Here is an 18,007-nt window from a genome sequence, read left to right as displayed (position 1 = left end):
TGGACAACAAACCGCTTGCCCCGCATGGCTATCGATGATTCGCTAGGGGCGAGAGTTTCGATTCGAGGACAGGAGGCTTCCCATGCCACGTCTTTTCACCGCCCTCGAAATTCCGCGTGATGCCGCGCTTTCACTCTCGCTGCTCCGGGGCGGCCTGCCCGGAGCCCGCTGGATCGACGTCGAAAACTATCATCTGACGCTGCGCTTCATCGGCGATGTGGAGGGCCATATCGCCGACGACATCGCCAATGCGCTCGATCGCGTCAACCGTCCCTCCTTCCCCCTGGCGCTCTCCGGCGTGGGCGCTTTCGGCGGCAAGAAGCCGCACGCCGTATGGGCCGGCGTGTCCGCCTCGCCGGACCTGGTAGCGCTGCAGGGCGAGATCGACCGCATCTGCCAGCGGCTCGGCCTGCCGGCCGATCCGCGCAAATTCTCGCCGCATGTGACGCTCGCGCGCCTGCGCAATTCGAGCCCGGCGGACGTCGCGCAATATCTGTCGGCGCGCGGCAACTTTTCCACGCTGCCCTTCCGGGTCGGCCGCTTCGTCTTGATGTCGTCGCGCGATTCGGTCGGCGGCGGCCCCTACATCGTCGAGGAAGCCTGGCCGCTGGTCGGCGCCGATCCGCTCGCTTCCAGCCGCTTCGCCAGCGCCTCCGACGCCTCGCGGATCATGCGGTAGACCGAAACGAAGGCCTGCTGGTCTTCGTAATAGGGGTCCGGCACATCGCGCGCGATACCGCTTGCAAACTCCAGAAAGAGATGGATTCGGTCGCGCGCGGCCTGCGGCGCTAACGCCTTCAGATCGCGCACATTCGTCCGGTCCATGCCGAGAATCAGGTCGAAGCGCGAGAAATCCTCCAGCGCTATTTTGCGCGCCTTTTGCGCGGAAATGTCGATGCCGTGCCTTGTGGCTACCGCGATCGAACGCGGATCGGGCGCGGAGCCGACCTCCCAGCCGCTGGTCGCGGCCGAATCGAGAAGGATGTCCCGGCCTTTCCCGCGCTCGGTCCACACGGCGCGGAAGACGCCTTCGGCCAAGGGCGAGCGGCAGATGTTACCGAGGCAGACGAACAGAATGGATTTTGTGGGCTTTGCGCTCATCGATCCGGCGCTATGGTTGGAATACCTCCGAATAGCACGGGAACCCGACATGACCAGGGAAAAACTCAACAAGGAAGCGATCACCGCAGCGCTGGCGGAACTCGAAGGCTGGTCGCTGGCGGCCGACGGCGCCTCCATCAAGCGCAGCTTCGGCTTCAAGAACTTCTCCGAGGCCTTCGCCTTCATGACCCGCGTGGCGCTGGCCGCCGAGAAGATGGACCACCACCCCGATTGGTCGAACGTCTACAAGACCGTCGACGTCACGCTGAACACGCATGACGCCGGCGGCGTCACGGCGCTCGACATCGAACTGGCGAAGCGGATGAACCGCTATTTCGGCTAACGACTGCCGATAAGTCCGATTCCGATTTGCCGGGCCGGCAACGGTGGAGACCTTGCAGGGGGGTGCCGCTTTCACCACATCTTCCGCGGTGGCCGCAACGCAAGCTGGCGCGTGGCCGAGGAGAGATTGATGGCGCAGGAATCCCGTTTCGATTTCTTTGGCTTCGGCGACAGGCTCGCCGGCGAAGGCGAGGTGCGCGAGAAGTTCTGGCGCACGGCCAAGAAGGCTGCCCGGCAGATCCCGTTCATGGAAGAGGTGGTCGCCGCCTACTATTGTGCCATGGACAAGGACACGCCGCTGCGCACCAAGGGTACCCTGCTTGCCGCGCTCGGCTATTTCGTGCTGCCGGTGGATTTCATCCCCGACTTCGCGCTCGGTCTCGGGTTCACCGATGACCTTGCCGTGCTCACCGCGGCAATCACCGCCGTCAGCGCCCATATCACCCCGGCGCACCGGCAGGCCGCCAGGGACGCCCTCGCCGACAAAGGTTGATCCTGGCTGACTTTTCGCCACAACGAAACCGCGAAACCGCCCGCGCGAAAAGACAAACTCTTGCCGCTTTCGTGCCCTCCAAGTTCGCGCCGGGACATCGCGACCGCCGCGTGGAAGCGGCGGCGCGAATGGCGGCGGTTTCCTGGGGTGAGTTCCTTTTGTTGGGAAAAATTCACCGTTTGGTAACCCTGATTAAATCAAAATGAAGCGACGGCAGGACGCCATGCGGCCCGCCTCCGCACCATTTCGGAATACGGGAAGAACGATGCGCGGATTGATTGCTACACTTTCCAGCCTGGTCCTGGCGGCCGCCTTCGCGGCGCCGGCGCTGGCGCAGCAGGCGACCAAGATCGGCCAGCACAACGCCTGGGGCACCTACAGCTATCAGTCGGCAGGCGGCAAGGTCTGCTATGTGCTGACGGTGCCGACCGACAAGCAGCCGCCGAAGCTCGACCATGGCGACATGTTCTTCTTCGTCAGCCAACGCCCCGGGCAGCAGGTGTCCTATGAGCCGCAGTTCATCGCCGGCTACAACTTCCAGGAAGGCTCCAAGGCCACCGTCACCATCGACAAGAAGTCCTTCTCGATGTTCACCCGCGGCAAGTCGGCCTGGGTCGAGAACGCCGCTGAAGAGCCGGTGCTGATCGCCGCCATGAAGACGGGTACCGACATGAAGGTGCAGGCGAAGTCCGGTCGCGGCAACCCGACTTCCTACGTCTTTTCTCTGAAGGGCATCTCGGCCGCGCTGGCCTCGATCGCCAAGTGCAAATAGGCTGAGGCTCCCTTGGCGGAGGATGGCAATATGGAAGTCCGCCTCCCGCAAGTGCTGCCAGGGACAAGCGAATAAGGCGACAGCGCCAAGCTCGCCATTCAGCCTTGCTGCTCGACGGCCCTGCGCCGCCTGATCGCTTCGGCGATGAACACGCGCGACAGCGCGTGATAGAGCGGCTCGTTGGAGATCAGCCGCGCCGTTCCGTAGCCCAGCATCGCCGCGCACATCAGCGCGATGACGTTGTCGTGGTTGCCGGTCATTTCGAGGATGATGACGAAGGCCGTCATCGGCGCCTGCACGACGCCGGCGAAATAGCCGGCCATGCCGAGCAGCGCGGCGAGGCCTGTCCCGGCGCCGAACGCCAGGCCAAGCGTGCTGCCGAGACCGGCGCCCACCGCCAGCGACGGCGCGAAGATGCCGCCCGGAATGCCCGACACCATCGACAGCACGCCGGCCGCGAATTTTTCCAGGAAGAAGAATGCGGGTAGCGGCGCGCCTTCAACGGCGCCGCGGGCCTGAGCGTAGCCGGTTCCGAAGGTAAGGCCGCCCGAGACGAGACCGATCGCGGCAACCGCCAGGCCGCAGATGCCTCCCACGAGCAGCGCGCGCCACAATGGCTGCAGGCCATTCCAGCGTCGGACGCGCCGCGTGATCTTCAGCGCCAACAGCGAAAACAGCGCGCCGAAGCCGCCGCCGATGACGCCGCAGGCAATCACCAGCGGCCAGTCGGTGGCGAAGGCCACCGTGTCCCTGGCGACGCCGAAATAGGTGTAGTTGCCGAGCAGGCCGAGCGAGGCGAGGCCGGCGAGGATCACCGCCGTCAGCACCAGCCCGTTGGTCCGTGACTCATAGGCGCGACCCATCTCCTCGATGGCGAAGACGATGCCGGCGAGCGGCGTGTTGAAGGCGGCGGCGACGCCGGCAGCCGAGCCGGCCAGGATCAGGCCGCGCGCCTGCGCCATGCCGCCCCAGCGCGCCGCCTGAAGCATGAGTGAGGCGCCGACCTGCACCGTCGGGCCCTCGCGGCCGATCGATCCGCCGCAGGCGAGACCGATGACGGTAAGCGCAACCTTGCCCGCTGCCAGGCGCAGCGAAAGAAGGTGGCCGCGATCCTCGTCATCGCGCAGGTGACGGGCGGCGATCGCCTGCGGAATGCCGCTGCCTTGCGATCCCGGAAAGAAGGAATGGGCAAGCCAGGCGCAAATCACGAAGCCGGCGGGCGTCATGACCAGCGGCAGATAAAAGCGCCAGCTGCCGCTATCGCCGCCGGTGACGACGTGGAACAGCGCCTGCGCCCGGTCGGCCAGCATGGCGAACAGCACGCTGATCAACCCGATCGAGATGGCGCCGGCCCAGAACACAAGGCGCGGCTGCCAGACGCGGCGCGACGCCCACATAGCCTGCGAGCGCCGCAGCATCGGGTATCTACGCGATATGCCGGCCATGCCTGTCCTCTGGGTGATGACCCGCCCCTAGCACATTGAGAGGGAGGATCAAGCCTGCGAGGTCAGGTCGGGTCGATGCGAGCGACGAAAATCGGAGATCGAGGAGCCAGGGCAGGACCGCGGTTTGGATATCCCGCCGGCCTGCGCCGGCGGGCAGCAGGGTTGGCGAGTCCGACCACTCTCACATCGCCATCTTTTCACATTCGGCCTGGGCCTTCTTGGTCGACGTATCGATCATGTAGGCTTTGCCTTTGGCGTCGGTGATTATCATCATGCAATGCTTGATCGGCTTCGCCATCTTCATCATTTCGGCGCTCATCTTGGCGTCAGGCATCATGGTGCCCATATGGCCGTCGGGCATGATCGCCGTCACTTGCCCACCCTTCATCATGGTCATCGTGCCCATCGTATCCTCGGCGAACGCCTGCGAGGCAAAAAGGCTTGCGAGACCGGCGACGGCAACAAGCTTGATCGAATGCATTCCGCTTACTCCCATTTCTGCAAGGGCATAGTCGCCCCTTTCAGGTTCGCGGGTGCGCTTCGCGCTGTTACGCCAACACGAATATGTGATCTCAGCCGGGGCGGGAATAGCGACACCGGCCGCCTATGCCGCCGACATGACTCCGGTCGCAAGCTGTGCTATGCGCGCGTTTCATTTCAGGCACGATGCTGAAATCGGCCGCAAACCGCTTATATTGGCGCAACCATGACCCTTTCATTCGATCTGACCGCCGAAGGCGCTCGCGACGCCTTGCGCGCCCGCGCCACGCCGGCCGAAAAGCCGTCGCTGATCGGTCTGACGCGTGCCGAGCTTGGCGCCGCTCTGGTTCACGCCGGCATCGTGCCGGAGCGCCAGGCGAAGATGCGCGCCCAGCAGCTCTGGCACTGGATGTATGTGCGCGGGGTCTCCGATTTCGCCCATATGTTCAACATCTCCAAGGATCTGCGCGCCGAGCTCGACAAGCATTTCACCGTCGCGCGGCCCGAGATCGTCGAGGAGCAGATCTCTTCCGACGGCACGCGCAAATGGCTGTTTCGCTTTCCGCCGCGCGGCGCCGGCCGTCCGGTCGAGATCGAGACCGTTTATATTCCGGAGGAAGGCCGCGGCACGCTCTGCATCTCCTCGCAGGTCGGCTGCACGCTGACCTGCTCTTTCTGCCACACCGGCACGCAGAAGCTGGTGCGCAACCTGACGACGGAAGAGATCCTGGCGCAGCTGCTTACCGCGCGCGACCGGCTCGGGGACTTCCCCGACCGCGACACGCCGGACGGCGCCATCGTGCCGGCCGAGGGCCGCAAGGTATCCAACATCGTCATGATGGGCATGGGCGAGCCGCTCTACAATTTCGAGGCGGTGAAGAAGGCGCTGCTGATCGCTTCCGACGGCGACGGACTTTCCCTGTCGAAAAGACGCATCACGCTGTCGACCTCGGGGGTCGTGCCGGAGATTGCCCGCACCGGCGAGGAGATCGGCGTCATGCTGGCGATCTCGCTGCATGCCACCAATGACGACCTGCGCGACCTGCTGGTGCCGATCAACAAGAAGTATCCGCTGAAGGAGCTGATCGCTGCCTGCCGCGCCTATCCGGGTCTCTCCAACGCCCGCCGCATCACCTTCGAATATGTGATGCTGAAGGACGTCAACGATTCCCTCGAGGACGCCAAGGCGCTGGTCAAGCTGCTCAAGGGCATTCCGGCCAAGATCAACCTGATCCCGTTCAACCCGTGGCCCGGCACCAACTATCAGTGCTCGGACTGGGAGACGATCGAGAAGTTCGCCGATTACGTCAACAATGCCGGCTACGCCTCACCGATCCGCACGCCGCGTGGCCGCGACATCCTCGCCGCCTGCGGCCAGCTCAAGTCGGAATCGGAGCGCATGCGCAAGGTCGACCGGCTGGCGCTTGAAGCGATGATGATCGCGGGGCACGGCGAGGCGTGAGGCGTATCATCGCCTATCTCGTCCGCTTCGCCGCCATCCTGATCGGCTATGTCATCGCCTCGCTGGCGGCGAGCGCCTTTCTCAACGTGCTGTTCCTCGGCTATTTCGGCTATGCGCCGGAGCCCGGACATCAGACGATCGCGCCCGCGCTCTATTTTTCGGTGCCTTTCCTGGCACTGTTCGTCGCCTATTTCGGCTTCATGCCGGCGGCGATCGTCATCCTGATCGCCGAAGTGCTCGGCCGCCGCGACTGGCTGTTCTATGCGCTGGGCGGCGCCGTGATCGCCGTCGTCTTCCTCGGCTTCGCGCATAACATCGGCGACGGCGATTTCGATGTCGCCGACAACAATGTCAGGCTCGCGCTGATCGGCAGCGGCATGGTCGGCGGCATCTTCTACTGGCTCTCCGCCGGCCGATCTGCCGGCAGTTGGCGCCGCGAGGCGCTGCCCGATCTGGAGCCCTGAGCTCGGCGCGGGCTCTACTTCGCCTGTGCCGTCAGGATCTTGAGCGCGAAGGCCGAGAACACGCCGCCGAACAGATAGTCGACCACGCGCGTGACGCGCGGGCTCGCCTTCATCGCCGCCGCGAATTTCTCCGCCGCCAGCACCATCGGCGCCGTCACCGGGATCGATAGCACGATGAATGTGATGCCGAGGAAGAACAGCTTGCCGGGCGCGTACGGGTCATGCGCGGAGACGAATTGCGGCAGGAACGTCATGAAGAACAGGATGATCTTCGGGTTGAGGAGATTGACCCCGAGCCCGGCCGCCCAGCTGCGGAACAGCGAGATTTGCGGTCCCGTCTTCTTCTCCGGCGAAAAGGCCGAACCTTTGGCCACCGCCTGCCAGGCTAAAAACACCAGATAGCCGGCGCCGAAAATCTTCAGCGCAAAGAAGGCCATGGGAGAGGCCACGATCAGCGCCGAGACGCCGACCACCACCAGTGTGGTGTGGACCAACGTGCCGGTGAGCGCGCCTGCCATCGAGGCGAAGCCGGTGGCGCGGCCCTGGCTCAGCGTACGCGACACGAACAGCGTCATGTCCGGTCCCGGCGTGATCGCCAGGATGAGCGTGGCGATGGCGAACTGGATGAGCGTCGAAGTGTCGGGAATGAAGGACATGGGTCGCCTCGGAGTGGATCGCGCAGCTCTATAGCGCGGCGATTTTTGCGTCGCCAGCGTCTGTTCAGGCAAACATCTGGCCCAGCCTGTGCCATCGGCGGGCATCTGTTCGTCTCTTGCGCCGCCCGGAAGGGCCGTGATACCTCGCCCGCGAAGCCATCTTCCCGCGGAACCGCCAAAATGTCCAAGACCAAAGACGTCAAGAAAGTCGTGCTCGCCTATTCCGGCGGCCTCGACACCTCCATCATCCTGAAATGGCTGCAGACCGAGCTCGGCGCCGAAGTCGTCACCTTCACCGCCGATCTCGGCCAGGGCGGCGAGCTGGAGCCGGCGCGCCGCAAGGCCGAGATGATGGGCATCAAGGACATCCGCATCGTCGACGTGCGCGAGGAATTCGTTTCGGACTTCGTCTTCCCGATGTTCCGCGCCAACGCCGTCTATGAAGGCACATATCTGCTCGGCACTTCGATCGCCCGGCCGCTGATCTCCAAGCATCTGGTCGAGATCGCCAAAGAAACAGGTGCCGACGCCATCGCGCATGGCGCCACCGGCAAGGGCAATGACCAGGTCCGCTTCGAACTTTCGGCTTACGCGCTGAACCCCGACATCAAAGTCATCGCGCCGTGGCGGGACTGGTCGTTCAAGTCGCGCACCGATCTCATCAACTTCGCCGAGCAGCACCAGATCCCAGTGCCGAAGGACAAGCGCGGCGATGCGCCGTTCTCGGTCGACGCCAACCTTTTGCATTCCTCCTCGGAAGGCAAGGTGCTCGAGGATCCGTGGAGCGAGCCGCCGGAATTCGTCCACCAGCGCACCGTCTCGCCGATGGACGCGCCGGACGTCGTCACCGAGATCGAGGTCGAATTCCTGAAGGGCGATCCGGTCGCGCTCAACGGCAAAAAACTGTCGCCGGCGACCATGCTGGCGGCGCTCAACGACCTCGGCCGCGACAACGGCATCGGCCGTCTCGACCTTGTCGAAAACCGTTTCGTCGGCATGAAGTCGCGCGGCGTCTACGAGACCCCCGGCGGCACCATCCTGATCGCCGCCCACCGGGCGATCGAATCGATCACGCTCGACCGCGGTGCCGGGCACCTCAAGGACGAGTTCATGCCGCGCTATGCCGAGCTGATCTACAACGGCTTCTGGTTCTCGCCCGAGCGCGTGATGCTGCAGGCAATGATCGACAAGAGCCAGGAAGACGTCGAAGGCGCGGTGCGGCTGAAGCTCTACAAGGGCAATGTCATCGTCACCGGCCGCAAGTCGAAGAAGACGCTCTATTCCGACGCGTTGGTCACCTTCGAGGACGACCGCGGCGCCTACGACCAGAAGGACGCCGCCGGCTTCATCCGTCTCAATGCGCTGCGGTTGCGGACGCTGGCGGCAAGGAACCGCGAAGGCTGATATCCGAACGTCGAAAGTTGAGATAAGCGGGAAAAACCCGGCGGAGACGCCGGGTTTTATTTCGCGTATCTAATCTAAGAAAAGTTCAGACCACTTCAGAGAACTATCGTTTGACCTTTCCGCCGCGCCAATTGAGTTCGCCAGCGGGATGCGGGGGTTTTGACAGTGAAAAGTAGTATTTCTCTTCTGGTCGCGACGGCGTTGACCTTGATGACGTGCGGGTCCTCGCAAGCAGCCACGAAGCAGGCGCCTGCGGCTAGTTTGGACGGGTGCATCTCCGCTGTCCATCTATGGAGCATCACGTTCAAGCACGAAATCGCCTCCTTCATGGGCGTCTCGCAGGAGCGCATGCCGGCCTTGTTCTGCCAGCGCATAGCCGAGGGGATACGCAGCGGCCGCATCAGCTACTCCGACATAAACAGGCTGCAGCTCGACCAGCCGACCGAAATCTGGTTGGTCATCAAGGGCAAGTCCAAGGCGGCTGCTGCGGCCACAACGGCGCCGCGGAACTCTAAATTCCGTACCTGCTCAAATGTTATCACCGGCTTCTTCGAGGTTGCCGCTTCCGAGAAATGCCCCTTAGGCGGCAGCTACTCGCAAGCTGCCGGAGTCCCGACGGTGATCGAGGACAGGCCAAAGGCGGCTCCTTCAGCGCCGCGGAACCCCAAATTCCGTACCTGCAACGGCACTACCGGTACCTTCCGGATTCCCGTTTCCCGGAAATGCCCATTGAGCGGCTACGCGAATGATTGAGAGTTAGGTGATGAGATCGAACCTGGTCGTTCCGGGTGGTTGGGTTTTGATCCTTGCTCCGTAACAAAAAGCCCGGCGCAGGCCGGGCTTCTCGTCGGAATGGAGATATTGCATCAGTTGGCGTCGATCGCCTCGGCGATGCGGGCGATGGCCTGCTGGTAGACGCTTGCCGAATTCCAGCCGGCGATGGCGCCCATATTCGCCTCATAGCCCGCCCCGGCCTGCCAGCCATGGGCTTTGAGGAAGTTGGCGGTGGAGGCCAGCGCCGTGTTCCTGTCGCGCAGATTTCCGTTGCCGACGCCATACTTCAGAACATTTCCGGGCAGGAACTGCGTATGGCCGATCTCGCCATGCATGGCGCCGACCGAGGAGGCGGTCAGCGCGCCGCGATCGACCAGCTTCAGGGCGGCGATGGCATGGGGGGTGAAATAGTCCGGGCGGCGGCAATCATAGGCCAGCGTCAGAATGGCGGAGACCGTGTTCTGGTTGCCCATCGACGCGCCGAAGCCAGTCTCCATGCCCCAGATCGCAAGCAGGACGCCCGGCGGCACGCCGTAAGTCTGTTCGATCCTGTCGAACATCGCCGCGTTCTGCTTCTTCAACGCACGGCCCTTGGAAATGATCGCGGCCCCCCCACGACGCTGCATGAACGCTTCCACCGAGCCGCTGAAAGCCTTGTGGATCGCGCGGTCGGCAGCGATCGTCCTTGTCGCGTAAGTCGCGCCGGCCAACGCGGACAGACCCCTCTGGCCCACGCCCTCGGCTTGTGCTTCCGCGGCAAATTGCTGTTTCCATGCGTCGAAGCCGGCGCCGTTCTTGCCGCAGCTGGCCGCGGCCTGCGCGCCTGTCGCCAGCCCGAAAGCCGCCACAACGGCGGCCATGAAAATCCTTCCCTTGGCAAAAAATGCCATATCGTTCTCCTGGTTGCCTGAATCACGTCCCGGCTGCAAATCTGCCAGTGAAGCGCCCGGTTGTCACCGCCCGCGCGGGCTGCGCAGCGCTTGAAGCTGGCGAATGCCGGGGAATTTGCCCACGATCAAGCATAAATTATGGCGCAAGGATTTATTGTGTGTGTCTTTTGGGAAGACGTCGATGTTGTGATCATTGGCGCAGGCTCGGCTATGCGGCTGCCCAATCCGACCGTTCCGAAGCGCGCGCCACACTGTTGCAGGCGGTGGCGGAGAAGATCTTCTTCGCCGGCGAGCATGTCGCCGGACCGCTCATCCAGACTTGTGGCGGTGCGACATTGTCAGGCGAAAGCGTGGCCAGGCGGGGCGTCGCCCTGCTCGCGACGAAATAGAAACGGAACGACGGCCGGCGACGGGCGTTTGGGCGTTGCCTAACTTCGTTGACCTTTTTTCCCGCGGTTCGATGACCGATGAAGCTGTTCGACTGCCCTCATTGCGGCCACCGTCTCTATTTTGAGAACGCGCAATGCCTGAACTGTTCAAGCCTGGTGCTTTATGATCCGGAGCGGGCGTGTTTCGTGCTTTGCGGCGGCGACGCCGTTCCATGCGGAAATGCCGACGAGTGCGCCTGCAACTGGCGGGCCGAGCCGGGCAGGATTTTCTGCCGCGCTTGCGCGCTCAACCAATGGATCCCCGACCTTTCGGTGGAGGGCAACCGTCGGCGCTGGATCCGCGTCGAGGCGGCCAAGAAACGCGCCGTCTATTCGCTGCTCGCCTTCGGCTTGCCGGTGGCGCCCAAGGCCGGACCGCAGGACGAGGCCGGGCTCGCTTTTGACTTCCTCGCCGATCCGATCGGCGGCGGACCAGGCGGCGAGCGCATCCTGACCGGCCACGACAACGGCAGGATCACCCTTAACGTCGCCGAGGCCGATTCCGCCGAGCGCGAGCGGCGGCGTGTCGAGATGGGCGAGAACTACCGCACCTTGCTCGGCCACTTCCGCCACGAGCTCGGCCATTATTACTGGGACCGGCTGATCCGCGACGATCCCGAGCGGCTTTCAGGCTTTCGCGCTCTGTTCGGCGACGAGCGGGTCGACTACGAGCAAGCGCTGAAGGCCCACTACGCCAAGGGCGCGCCGCCGGACTGGGAGCAGCGCCACATCTCGGCCTATGCGGCGTCCCACCCCTGGGAAGACTGGGCCGAGACCTGGGCGCACCACCTGCACATCACCGACACGCTGGAGATGGTGCATGCGCTGAATTTTCCGCTCGGCCGGCTGGAGACGGTGGAAGCCAACGACCTGCCGCCTGGCGATACAGGGGGACATCCGTTGCGGGAGCCCGCCGAACCCGATCCGCCGCCGGAACCGTTCGAAAGGATCCTCGCCCGCTGGCTGGTGCTGTCGGAGGCCTCCAATTCGATCAACCGCTGCATGGGTCTGCCCGACCTTTATCCCTTCGTCATTTCGGAGATGACGGCGCAAAAACTGGCCTTCGTTCACCAGCTTTTGACCGACTTGCCCAAAACAAATGGAACAATTCGTGAGCAGGCGACGGCACTTTAGCCGGAACGCATAAGGTTCTGGTTCGTTTTCGAGCCCGAGGGAGCGTTGAGAACGGAGAGAAATCATGAAAAGTCTATTGTTTCCGGCACTTGCCGGTGCGCTGCTTGCCATGTCGGGCGCGGCGCTTGCCGACACGCCCGTCTCGGCAGTGACGGATCTGAATGTCCGCGCCGGCCCCGGCCCGCAATATCCCGTTATCGGCGTGCTGGCTGCCGGCCAGTCGGCGACGCTCAGAGGCTGCATCGAAGGCAGCAAATGGTGCACCATCGCCGAAGCCGGCGGCAAAGGTTGGGTCTATTCCGACTATGTGACTGCCGAATTCGGCGGCAGCCGTGTTGTGGTGACACGCCGGCCGGCCGATGCCGGCATTGCCGTCGTGGCTCCGCCGACCGATGATATCTACACCACTGACACCTACACCGGCGCCATCGTTTCCGGCGACGACGCCATCGAGCCGATCGCCAGGCCGCCGGCCGAGGTCGGCACCTATGTCACCACGCACCGGGTCGAACCGGTCTATCTCGAGGGCGAAGTGGTGACCGGCGCGGTGCTGCCCGATACGGTCGAGCTGCGCGAGATCCCGGATTACAACTACCGCTATGTCTATGTGAACAACCAGCCGGCGCTGGTCGATCCGGGCACGCGGCGCATTGTCTACGTGATGCGCTGACCTAGGGTATTCGAGAGGCGGCCGCCGGGAAACGGGCGGCCGCCTTTCGAAGAATGTCAAGGTTGGGTCAGGCTACCTGCAGCTGTTCGACAGCCGCCGGTTTCGACCTGCAGCCACCATTTCAGGGTTCACTCCGCTCGTTGCTCCGTCTTGGCACGAGGAAGCGGGGCGGCTTCGCCAAACGCTTCACGCCCTTGGATGCGCCCGGTCGTAGATGTCGAGCAGCCTTGCCGTATCGACGCCGGTATAGACCTGGGTGGTCGACAGGCTAGCATGGCCGAGCAGTTCCTGGATGGTGCGCAGGTCGCCGCCACGGCCGAGCAGATGCGTGGCGAAGGAATGGCGCAAGGCATGCGGCGTCGCGGTTTCCGGCAGGTTGAGGGCCGAGCGCAGCTTCGCCATCTCGCGCTGGACGATGGCCGGATTGAGCGGGCCGCCGCGAGCGCCGCGGAACAGCAGCTCTTTCGGATCGATGTGGAAGGGACACAGCCGCCGGTATTCGGCGACCGCCCTGAGCGCCACCGGCAGCACCGGCACCAGCCTTGTCTTGCCGCCCTTGCCGGTGATGCGCAGGACCGTGTCAGCCTCAGTGGCGAGATCGGCCCCGGCCAGGCCCAGCGCTTCCGAGATGCGCAGGCCGGAGCCGTAGAGCAGCGTCAGCACGGCGGCGTTGCGGGCGGCGATCCAGGGTTCCTCCGCCAGTTGGCCCTCGACAGTCACGACCTGCTTGGCATCGCTCGCCGTCAGCGGTTTTGGTAGCGATTTCGGCTGGCGCGGCGCGCGCAGGGCGGCCGCACCCGCCGCGTTGACGAGGCCGCGCTTTTCGAGAAAGCACAGCAGCGAACGGATGCCGGCCAGGCCGCGGCCAAGCGTGCGGGCGCCGGCGCCGCCGTTCCGGCGCGCGGCGAGGAAGCCGCGCAGGTCGGCCGGCCGCAGGTCGGCGATATCGGAGATGCCGGGCGGGCCGCCGCAATGCCCGGTCAGAAAATGCAGGAACTGGCGCGTGTCGCGCTCATAGGCTTCGACTGTTTCGGGCGATAGCCGGCGCTCGCGCGCCAGCATCTTGAGCCAGCTCTCGCGCGCCGCCTGGAGGTCGGGTTTTGCCGGGATTAGGAATTCCTGCATGCCAGCATTTTCGGGCAGTCAGGTTAGGAAGCGGTGAAGAGCCGATCATTGAAATGACGGCTTCAGAGGGTTAGAGCAGGGCAAAGGAAGTGATGCCGATGTCGAAGCTCGAGAACCCTGTACAGATGGCCGTGATCGGCGCCGCACACGGCATCAAGGGCGAATTGCGGGTAAAGACCTTCACCGGCGATCCGTTGGCGCTCGCCGACTACGGGCCGCTGCATACCAAGGATGGCCGTGCCTTCCAGATCCTCGACATCCGGCCGGCCGGCACGGTAGTGGTGGTGCGCTTCAAGGGCGTCAGCGACCGCAACACGGCCGAGGCGCTTGCCGGCACGGAACTGTTCGTCGACCGTTCGGTGCTGCCGGACGACGGTGAGGAGGACGAGTTCTACCATGCCGACCTCGTCGGCCTGGAGGTCAGGGACGATACCGGCGTCATCGGCAGGATTGTCGCCGTGCACAATTTCGGCGGCGGAGACATACTCGACGTCACGCTCGCCGGCCGCAAGGGCGTGCTGATCCCGTTCACGCAAGCCGCCGTGCCGCATGTGTCGATCGCCGACGGCTTCGTTCAGGTCGATCCGCTGGCGGCGGGGCTGGCCGATGACGAGGAGAGCGAGGCGCCCGGTCAGCCCGGGTTCGACCCGAAGGGGCGGCCGCGCGGGCCGAAGGATGCCGGGGGCAACCGGTGAGCTTTACGGCTTCGGTGCTGACGCTCTATCCGGAGATGTTTCCGGGCGCGCTTGGCCTCTCGCTCGCCGGCCGGGCGCTGGAAGCAGGCACCTGGTCGCTGGAAGCGATCCAGATCCGCGATTTCGCCACTGACCGGCATCGCACCGTCGACGATACGCCGGCCGGCGGCGGCGCGGGCATGGTGATGCGCGCCGATGTGCTCGCCAGGGCCATCGATCACGCTTCGCCGCAGGGCGATGAACGTCCAAGGTTGCTGATGAGCCCGCGTGGAAAGCCGCTGACGCAGGCCCGGGTGCGCGAGCTCGCCGCCGGGCCGGGTGCCGTCATCCTTTGCGGCCGGTTCGAGGGCGTCGACCAGCGGCTGATCGAGGCGCGCGGCCTGGAGGAAGTCTCGATCGGCGATTTCATCCTGTCGGGCGGCGAGCCGGCGGCACTGGTGCTGCTCGATGCGGTGGTGCGGCTGCTGCCGGGGGTGATGGGCAACGCCGTCTCGGGCGAGGAAGAAAGCTTTGAGAACGGCCTGCTCGAGCATCCGCATTACACGCGGCCGCAGGAGTTCGAGGGCAGGCAAATCCCCGAAGTGCTGACCTCCGGCAATCACAAGAAGATCGCCGCGTGGCGTCGCGCCGAGGCTGAGAAGCTGACGAGGGAGCGCCGGCCCGATCTGCTGGCGGGGGCTCAGCCCTTGGTGAAGTAATAAAAGGCCAGAAACAGGCCGACGGCGACGACGAAGCCGCGCACGACACCTTGCGGCACGCGCCTGGCGATCCACACCCCGGCATAGCCGCCCAGCGCCCCGCCGGGGATCATGACGATCGCCTGCGGCCAGGCGACGACGCCGCCCGAAACGAAAACCAGGATGGCGATTGCCGCGATGACCACCGCCAGCATGTTCTTCAACGCATTGAGCTTGTGGTAGTCGCCGGCCTGCGTCAGGCCGAGGGTGGCAAGCATCATCACGCCCATGCCGGCGCCGAAGAAGCCGCCATAGACCGAAGTCAGGAACTGCGCCAGCGACCCCGCGAGCGGGCCGAGCGAGGCCTGGTGCTCCGGTACGGCCGCCGGCTTCAGCCACGGACCGGCCGCGAACAGGGCGGTCGCGGCGATCAGCAGCCAGGGCACAAGCGCACGGAAGGACGTGTTGGAGAGCGCCAGCAGAATGAGCGAACCGGCCAGCGCGCCGAAGCCGGATATCACGCAGAGCACAAGCGCCTGGCGCCAGAAATGTCTGATGTCGTCGAGATAGGCGAGCGTCGAGGTGATGTAGCCCGGAAACTGTGTCACCGAGGACGTTGCGTTGGCAACGATCGGCGGCAGGCCGACCAGCGTCATGGCACCGAAGGTGACGAAAGTGCCGCCGCCGGCGACGGCGTTCACCGCGCCCGAGACAAAGCCCGCGAAGAAGAGCAGGACGGCATCGAAGAATGTCATCGAGGGAGGCCTGGGAAATAGCTTTCTCCGACTTAGAAAGCTTGCATGGCGCGCGCAACCCGGCACGGCGGCAATATGATGGGGCCATAGTTTTCAAAAATTAGGCGTCAAAGGCGTGACAAAGCGCCGAAATAGCTGTATGTCGCCGCCCGAACCGGAAGAACGATCTTCCGGACCCGTCAACAAATGGCGGTGTAGCCGTCCCTGTCCGATGCCCCCGATTTGAATGTCTGGGCAAAGGACATAGCCGAGCGGTCATTGGAACTGCAAGGCAAGTCGAGGACGCTCTGGCTGTCGGAAGAACAAGAAGTGGATATTTGAGATGGATCTCATCCGTCAGCTCGAGGCCGAGCAGGCCGCCAAGATCGAAGCCAAGCGCAAGCTGCCCGAATTCCAGCCTGGCGACACCGTGCGCGTCCAGGTGCGCGTCACCGAAGGCAGCCGCACCCGCGTCCAGGCCTATGAGGGCGTGGTCATCGCCCGTTCCGGCTCCGGCTTCCAGGAGAATTTCACCGTCCGCAAGATTTCCTACGGCGAAGGCGTCGAGCGCGTGTTCCCGGTCTACTCGCCGATGGTCGAAGGCGTCGAGATCGTGCGCCGTGGCAAGGTGCGCCGCGCCAAGCTCTATTACCTGCGCGACCGTCGCGGCAAGTCGGCCCGCATTTCGGAAAACACCGGCGTGCGCGCCCGCAAGCTGAACGATGAAGAGCGTGATGCGCTGAACGCCGAACGCGCCCGCATCGAGGCCGAGAAGGTCGCCGCCGCCGAGGCGCTGGCTGCGGAGAAAGCCGCGCAGGACGCCGCCGAGAAGAAGGCTGCGGAGTCTGCGTCGGCCGAATAAGGCGCTTCCGCAGATTGTTTTGGAAAGGCGGCTTCGGCCGCCTTTTTCGTTTGGATGTGCAAGCGGCGCGCTTGCCTGCAGCATGCCGCCGGAACGCGCCGAGCTGAAAGCCCTGCATGGCACGCCGACCCGGCTGGTCGCCGGGTTGCGCGAAGCGGTCGCGGATTCCGCGGGATGGTCCGTCGCAGGCTGGGTTCGGGAAGCGTGCCGATCAGAGCATGGGGATCCGCTTTGGCGCTCATCGATGCAGCGGATCGGCTTGCAAGGCGCTTGCGGAAAGCTAAAGTCGGCGCCGGTTTTTCTCTTGGGCGAGCGTAGCGCCGCCAGTCACGTTCGGGAGTTCGTCATGATCAAGTCGAAACTGCTGCTGGCCGGCCTATTGGCCTGCCTTCTCGCGCCCGCTGCGGCGCTCGCCGACACGCTGCCCGATCTCGGCGGCAGAAAGGTCGTGGTGGTGACCGAAAACGCTTACCCGCCGCTGCAGTTCATCGACAAGAAGACCGGCAAGCAGATCGGCTGGGAATATGACGCGATGGATGAGATCGCCAAGCGGCTGAATTTCAAGGTCGAGTACCAGAACACCTCCTGGGACGCGATGATCCAGGCCGTTTCCGACAACCAGTACAATATCGGCATGACCGGCATCACCATCAAGGACGAGCGCAAGGCGAAGGTCGACTTCTCGGACCCTTACATGCGATCGGAACAGTTCATGCTGGTGCGCGGCGACGAGAGCCGCTTCACCGACGCCAAGAGCTTTGCCGCCTTCAAGGACGGGCTGATCGGCGCGCAAGCCGGCACGACGCCCTTCTACACCGCCGTCTACAGCGTGCTCGACGGCAATGAGCAGAATCCGCGCATAAAATTGTTCGAGACCTTCGGCGCCAGCGTGCAGGCGCTGAAGTCCGGCGATGTCGACGTGGTGCTGACCGACGGCACCGCCGGCAAGGGCTATGTCGATGCCTCCGAAGGCAAGCTGAAGCTGATCGGCGGGCCGCTCGGCAGCGAGGATTTCGGCTTCATCTTCCCCAAGGGCTCGGACCTGGTGAAGCCGGTCAACGCCGCGATCGCCGCGCTCAAGGCCGATGGCACGCTCGATGCGCTGAACAAGAAGTGGTTCCTCGACTACAAGATGGGGCAGTAGGCTCCTTTGCTGCGAATGATCGGCGACGGCGGCGGGCGGAAAACCGCGAAAATCTCATTCCTTCCCACCCCCCTCTGTCCTACCGGACATCTCCCCCGCAAGCGGGGAGATTGGCTGTCGCCTTCGCTTTCGCAAATCGCCGACGTTGCAAGAAGAGCGCCGGCGACAAAGCTGCTGATCTTCCCTCCTGCGGGGGAGATGCCCGGCAGCGCAGAGGGGGCTGTGCCGGAACGCGGCCTTCGCAACGATGCTGGC

22 protein-coding genes are annotated in these 18,007 nt (G+C 64.4%); 15 read left to right on the top strand and 7 right to left on the bottom strand.

The features are described from left to right. Positions 1-82: 82 nt before the first annotated feature. Complete coding sequence (thpR, locus tag CK224_RS18625) at positions 83-679, top strand: RNA 2',3'-cyclic phosphodiesterase (protein ID WP_066991784.1); 597 nt, start codon at positions 83-85, stop codon at positions 677-679. Here thpR and CK224_RS18620 read toward each other — a convergent pair. Further along, on the bottom strand, positions 583-1,101 hold the full coding sequence (locus CK224_RS18620; RefSeq protein ID WP_095782721.1) for a low molecular weight protein-tyrosine-phosphatase: 519 nt from the start codon (positions 1,099-1,101) through the stop codon (positions 583-585). The genes thpR and CK224_RS18620 overlap by 97 nt on opposite strands. 49 nt (positions 1,102-1,150) lie before the next feature. Between CK224_RS18620 and CK224_RS18615 the strand changes: the two genes are divergently transcribed. The 4 genes from CK224_RS18615 to CK224_RS18605 all read left to right on the top strand — a co-directional run bounded on the left by CK224_RS18615 (position 1,151) and on the right by CK224_RS18605 (position 2,708). Next, positions 1,151-1,444, top strand: coding sequence for a 4a-hydroxytetrahydrobiopterin dehydratase (locus tag CK224_RS18615; protein WP_066991930.1), 294 nt, complete (start codon positions 1,151-1,153; stop codon positions 1,442-1,444). 129 nt (positions 1,445-1,573) lie between these two features. Beyond that, positions 1,574-1,936 carry a YkvA family protein gene (locus tag CK224_RS18610; protein ID WP_095782720.1) on the top strand — a complete coding sequence of 121 codons (363 nt, stop codon included), beginning with the start codon at positions 1,574-1,576 and terminating at the stop codon, positions 1,934-1,936. Further along, the gene (locus CK224_RS30815) at positions 1,933-2,142 is read left to right on the top strand and encodes a hypothetical protein (RefSeq protein ID WP_127214559.1); all 210 of its coding nucleotides are present in this window, start codon (positions 1,933-1,935) and stop codon (positions 2,140-2,142) included. The genes CK224_RS18610 and CK224_RS30815 overlap by 4 nt, the downstream gene beginning before the upstream one ends. 59 nt (positions 2,143-2,201) lie before the next feature. Next, positions 2,202-2,708, top strand: a complete 507-nt coding sequence (locus CK224_RS18605; protein ID WP_095782719.1) for an invasion associated locus B family protein — start codon at positions 2,202-2,204, stop codon at positions 2,706-2,708. Positions 2,709-2,806: 98 nt separating this feature from the next. On the opposite strand, the gene CK224_RS18600 is transcribed toward CK224_RS18605, so the two are convergent. Next, complete coding sequence (locus CK224_RS18600; protein WP_095782718.1) at positions 2,807-4,153, bottom strand: chloride channel protein; 1,347 nt, start codon at positions 4,151-4,153, stop codon at positions 2,807-2,809. 181 nt (positions 4,154-4,334) lie between these two features. Then, positions 4,335-4,634, bottom strand: a complete 300-nt coding sequence (locus CK224_RS18595) for a hypothetical protein (RefSeq protein ID WP_066991794.1) — start codon at positions 4,632-4,634, stop codon at positions 4,335-4,337. Positions 4,635-4,859: 225 nt separating this feature from the next. Between CK224_RS18595 and rlmN the strand changes: the two genes are divergently transcribed. After that, on the top strand, positions 4,860-6,095 hold the full coding sequence (rlmN, locus tag CK224_RS18590) for a 23S rRNA (adenine(2503)-C(2))-methyltransferase RlmN (RefSeq protein ID WP_095782717.1): 1,236 nt from the start codon (positions 4,860-4,862) through the stop codon (positions 6,093-6,095). Continuing rightward, positions 6,092-6,559 (top strand): hypothetical protein, encoded by a 468-nt coding sequence (locus tag CK224_RS18585; RefSeq protein WP_095782716.1) that lies wholly within the window; start codon positions 6,092-6,094, stop codon positions 6,557-6,559. The genes rlmN and CK224_RS18585 overlap by 4 nt, the downstream gene beginning before the upstream one ends. Positions 6,560-6,573: 14 nt before the next feature. On the opposite strand, the gene CK224_RS18580 is transcribed toward CK224_RS18585, so the two are convergent. Continuing rightward, a complete protein-coding gene (locus CK224_RS18580; protein ID WP_095782715.1) occupies positions 6,574-7,215 on the bottom strand; it encodes a LysE family translocator in 642 nt (213 codons plus the stop codon). Between the two features lie 180 nt (positions 7,216-7,395). Here CK224_RS18580 and CK224_RS18575 point away from each other — a divergent pair, with 180 nt between their 5' ends. Both CK224_RS18575 and CK224_RS18570 read left to right on the top strand, forming a co-directional pair. Further along, positions 7,396-8,619 (top strand): argininosuccinate synthase, encoded by a 1,224-nt coding sequence (locus CK224_RS18575; RefSeq protein ID WP_095782714.1) that lies wholly within the window; start codon positions 7,396-7,398, stop codon positions 8,617-8,619. Between the two features lie 165 nt (positions 8,620-8,784). Further along, complete coding sequence (locus CK224_RS18570; protein WP_245426002.1) at positions 8,785-9,372, top strand: hypothetical protein; 588 nt, start codon at positions 8,785-8,787, stop codon at positions 9,370-9,372. A 113-nt stretch (positions 9,373-9,485) separates the two neighbouring features. Here CK224_RS18570 and CK224_RS18565 read toward each other — a convergent pair whose 3' ends face one another. Beyond that, positions 9,486-10,283 (bottom strand): lytic transglycosylase domain-containing protein, encoded by a 798-nt coding sequence (locus CK224_RS18565; RefSeq protein WP_066991813.1) that lies wholly within the window; start codon positions 10,281-10,283, stop codon positions 9,486-9,488. A gap of 467 nt (positions 10,284-10,750) precedes the next feature. Between CK224_RS18565 and CK224_RS18555 the strand changes: the two genes are divergently transcribed. Together CK224_RS18555 and CK224_RS18550 are read left to right on the top strand one after the other, a co-directional pair. After that, complete coding sequence (locus tag CK224_RS18555) at positions 10,751-11,845, top strand: putative zinc-binding metallopeptidase (RefSeq protein WP_095782713.1); 1,095 nt, start codon at positions 10,751-10,753, stop codon at positions 11,843-11,845. A 64-nt stretch (positions 11,846-11,909) separates the two neighbouring features. After that, the gene (locus CK224_RS18550; RefSeq protein ID WP_066991818.1) at positions 11,910-12,515 is read left to right on the top strand and encodes a DUF1236 domain-containing protein; all 606 of its coding nucleotides are present in this window, start codon (positions 11,910-11,912) and stop codon (positions 12,513-12,515) included. 186 nt (positions 12,516-12,701) lie between these two features. Here CK224_RS18550 and CK224_RS18545 read toward each other — a convergent pair whose 3' ends face one another. Next, positions 12,702-13,640, bottom strand: coding sequence for a tyrosine recombinase XerC (locus CK224_RS18545; RefSeq protein ID WP_095782712.1), 939 nt, complete (start codon positions 13,638-13,640; stop codon positions 12,702-12,704). 98 nt (positions 13,641-13,738) lie between these two features. On the opposite strand from CK224_RS18545, the gene rimM reads away from it, so the two are divergent. After that, positions 13,739-14,335 carry a ribosome maturation factor RimM gene (gene rimM / locus CK224_RS18540; protein WP_095782808.1) on the top strand — a complete coding sequence of 199 codons (597 nt, stop codon included), beginning with the start codon at positions 13,739-13,741 and terminating at the stop codon, positions 14,333-14,335. After that, positions 14,332-15,033, top strand: a complete 702-nt coding sequence (gene trmD / locus CK224_RS18535) for a tRNA (guanosine(37)-N1)-methyltransferase TrmD (protein ID WP_095782711.1) — start codon at positions 14,332-14,334, stop codon at positions 15,031-15,033. Before rimM ends, trmD begins: the two co-directional genes overlap by 4 nt. Here the strand turns inward: trmD and CK224_RS18530 are convergent. Continuing rightward, positions 15,015-15,767 (bottom strand): sulfite exporter TauE/SafE family protein, encoded by a 753-nt coding sequence (locus tag CK224_RS18530; RefSeq protein ID WP_095782710.1) that lies wholly within the window; start codon positions 15,765-15,767, stop codon positions 15,015-15,017. The genes trmD and CK224_RS18530 overlap by 19 nt on opposite strands. 322 nt (positions 15,768-16,089) lie before the next feature. On the opposite strand from CK224_RS18530, the gene rplS reads away from it, so the two are divergent. Further along, positions 16,090-16,608 carry a 50S ribosomal protein L19 gene (gene rplS / locus CK224_RS18525; RefSeq protein WP_040974610.1) on the top strand — a complete coding sequence of 173 codons (519 nt, stop codon included), beginning with the start codon at positions 16,090-16,092 and terminating at the stop codon, positions 16,606-16,608. A gap of 346 nt (positions 16,609-16,954) precedes the next feature. Further along, on the top strand, positions 16,955-17,752 hold the full coding sequence (locus CK224_RS18520; protein WP_095782807.1) for a transporter substrate-binding domain-containing protein: 798 nt from the start codon (positions 16,955-16,957) through the stop codon (positions 17,750-17,752). Positions 17,753-18,007 lie beyond the last annotated feature (255 nt).

Origin of the sequence: Mesorhizobium sp. WSM3862, assembly GCF_002294985.1 — a bacterium.
In the GTDB taxonomy this organism is placed as follows: Bacteria; Pseudomonadota; Alphaproteobacteria; order Rhizobiales; family Rhizobiaceae; genus Mesorhizobium.
The sequence above is the reverse complement of the archived record's forward strand: the minus strand, read 5'-3'. Positions and strand labels throughout refer to the sequence as shown.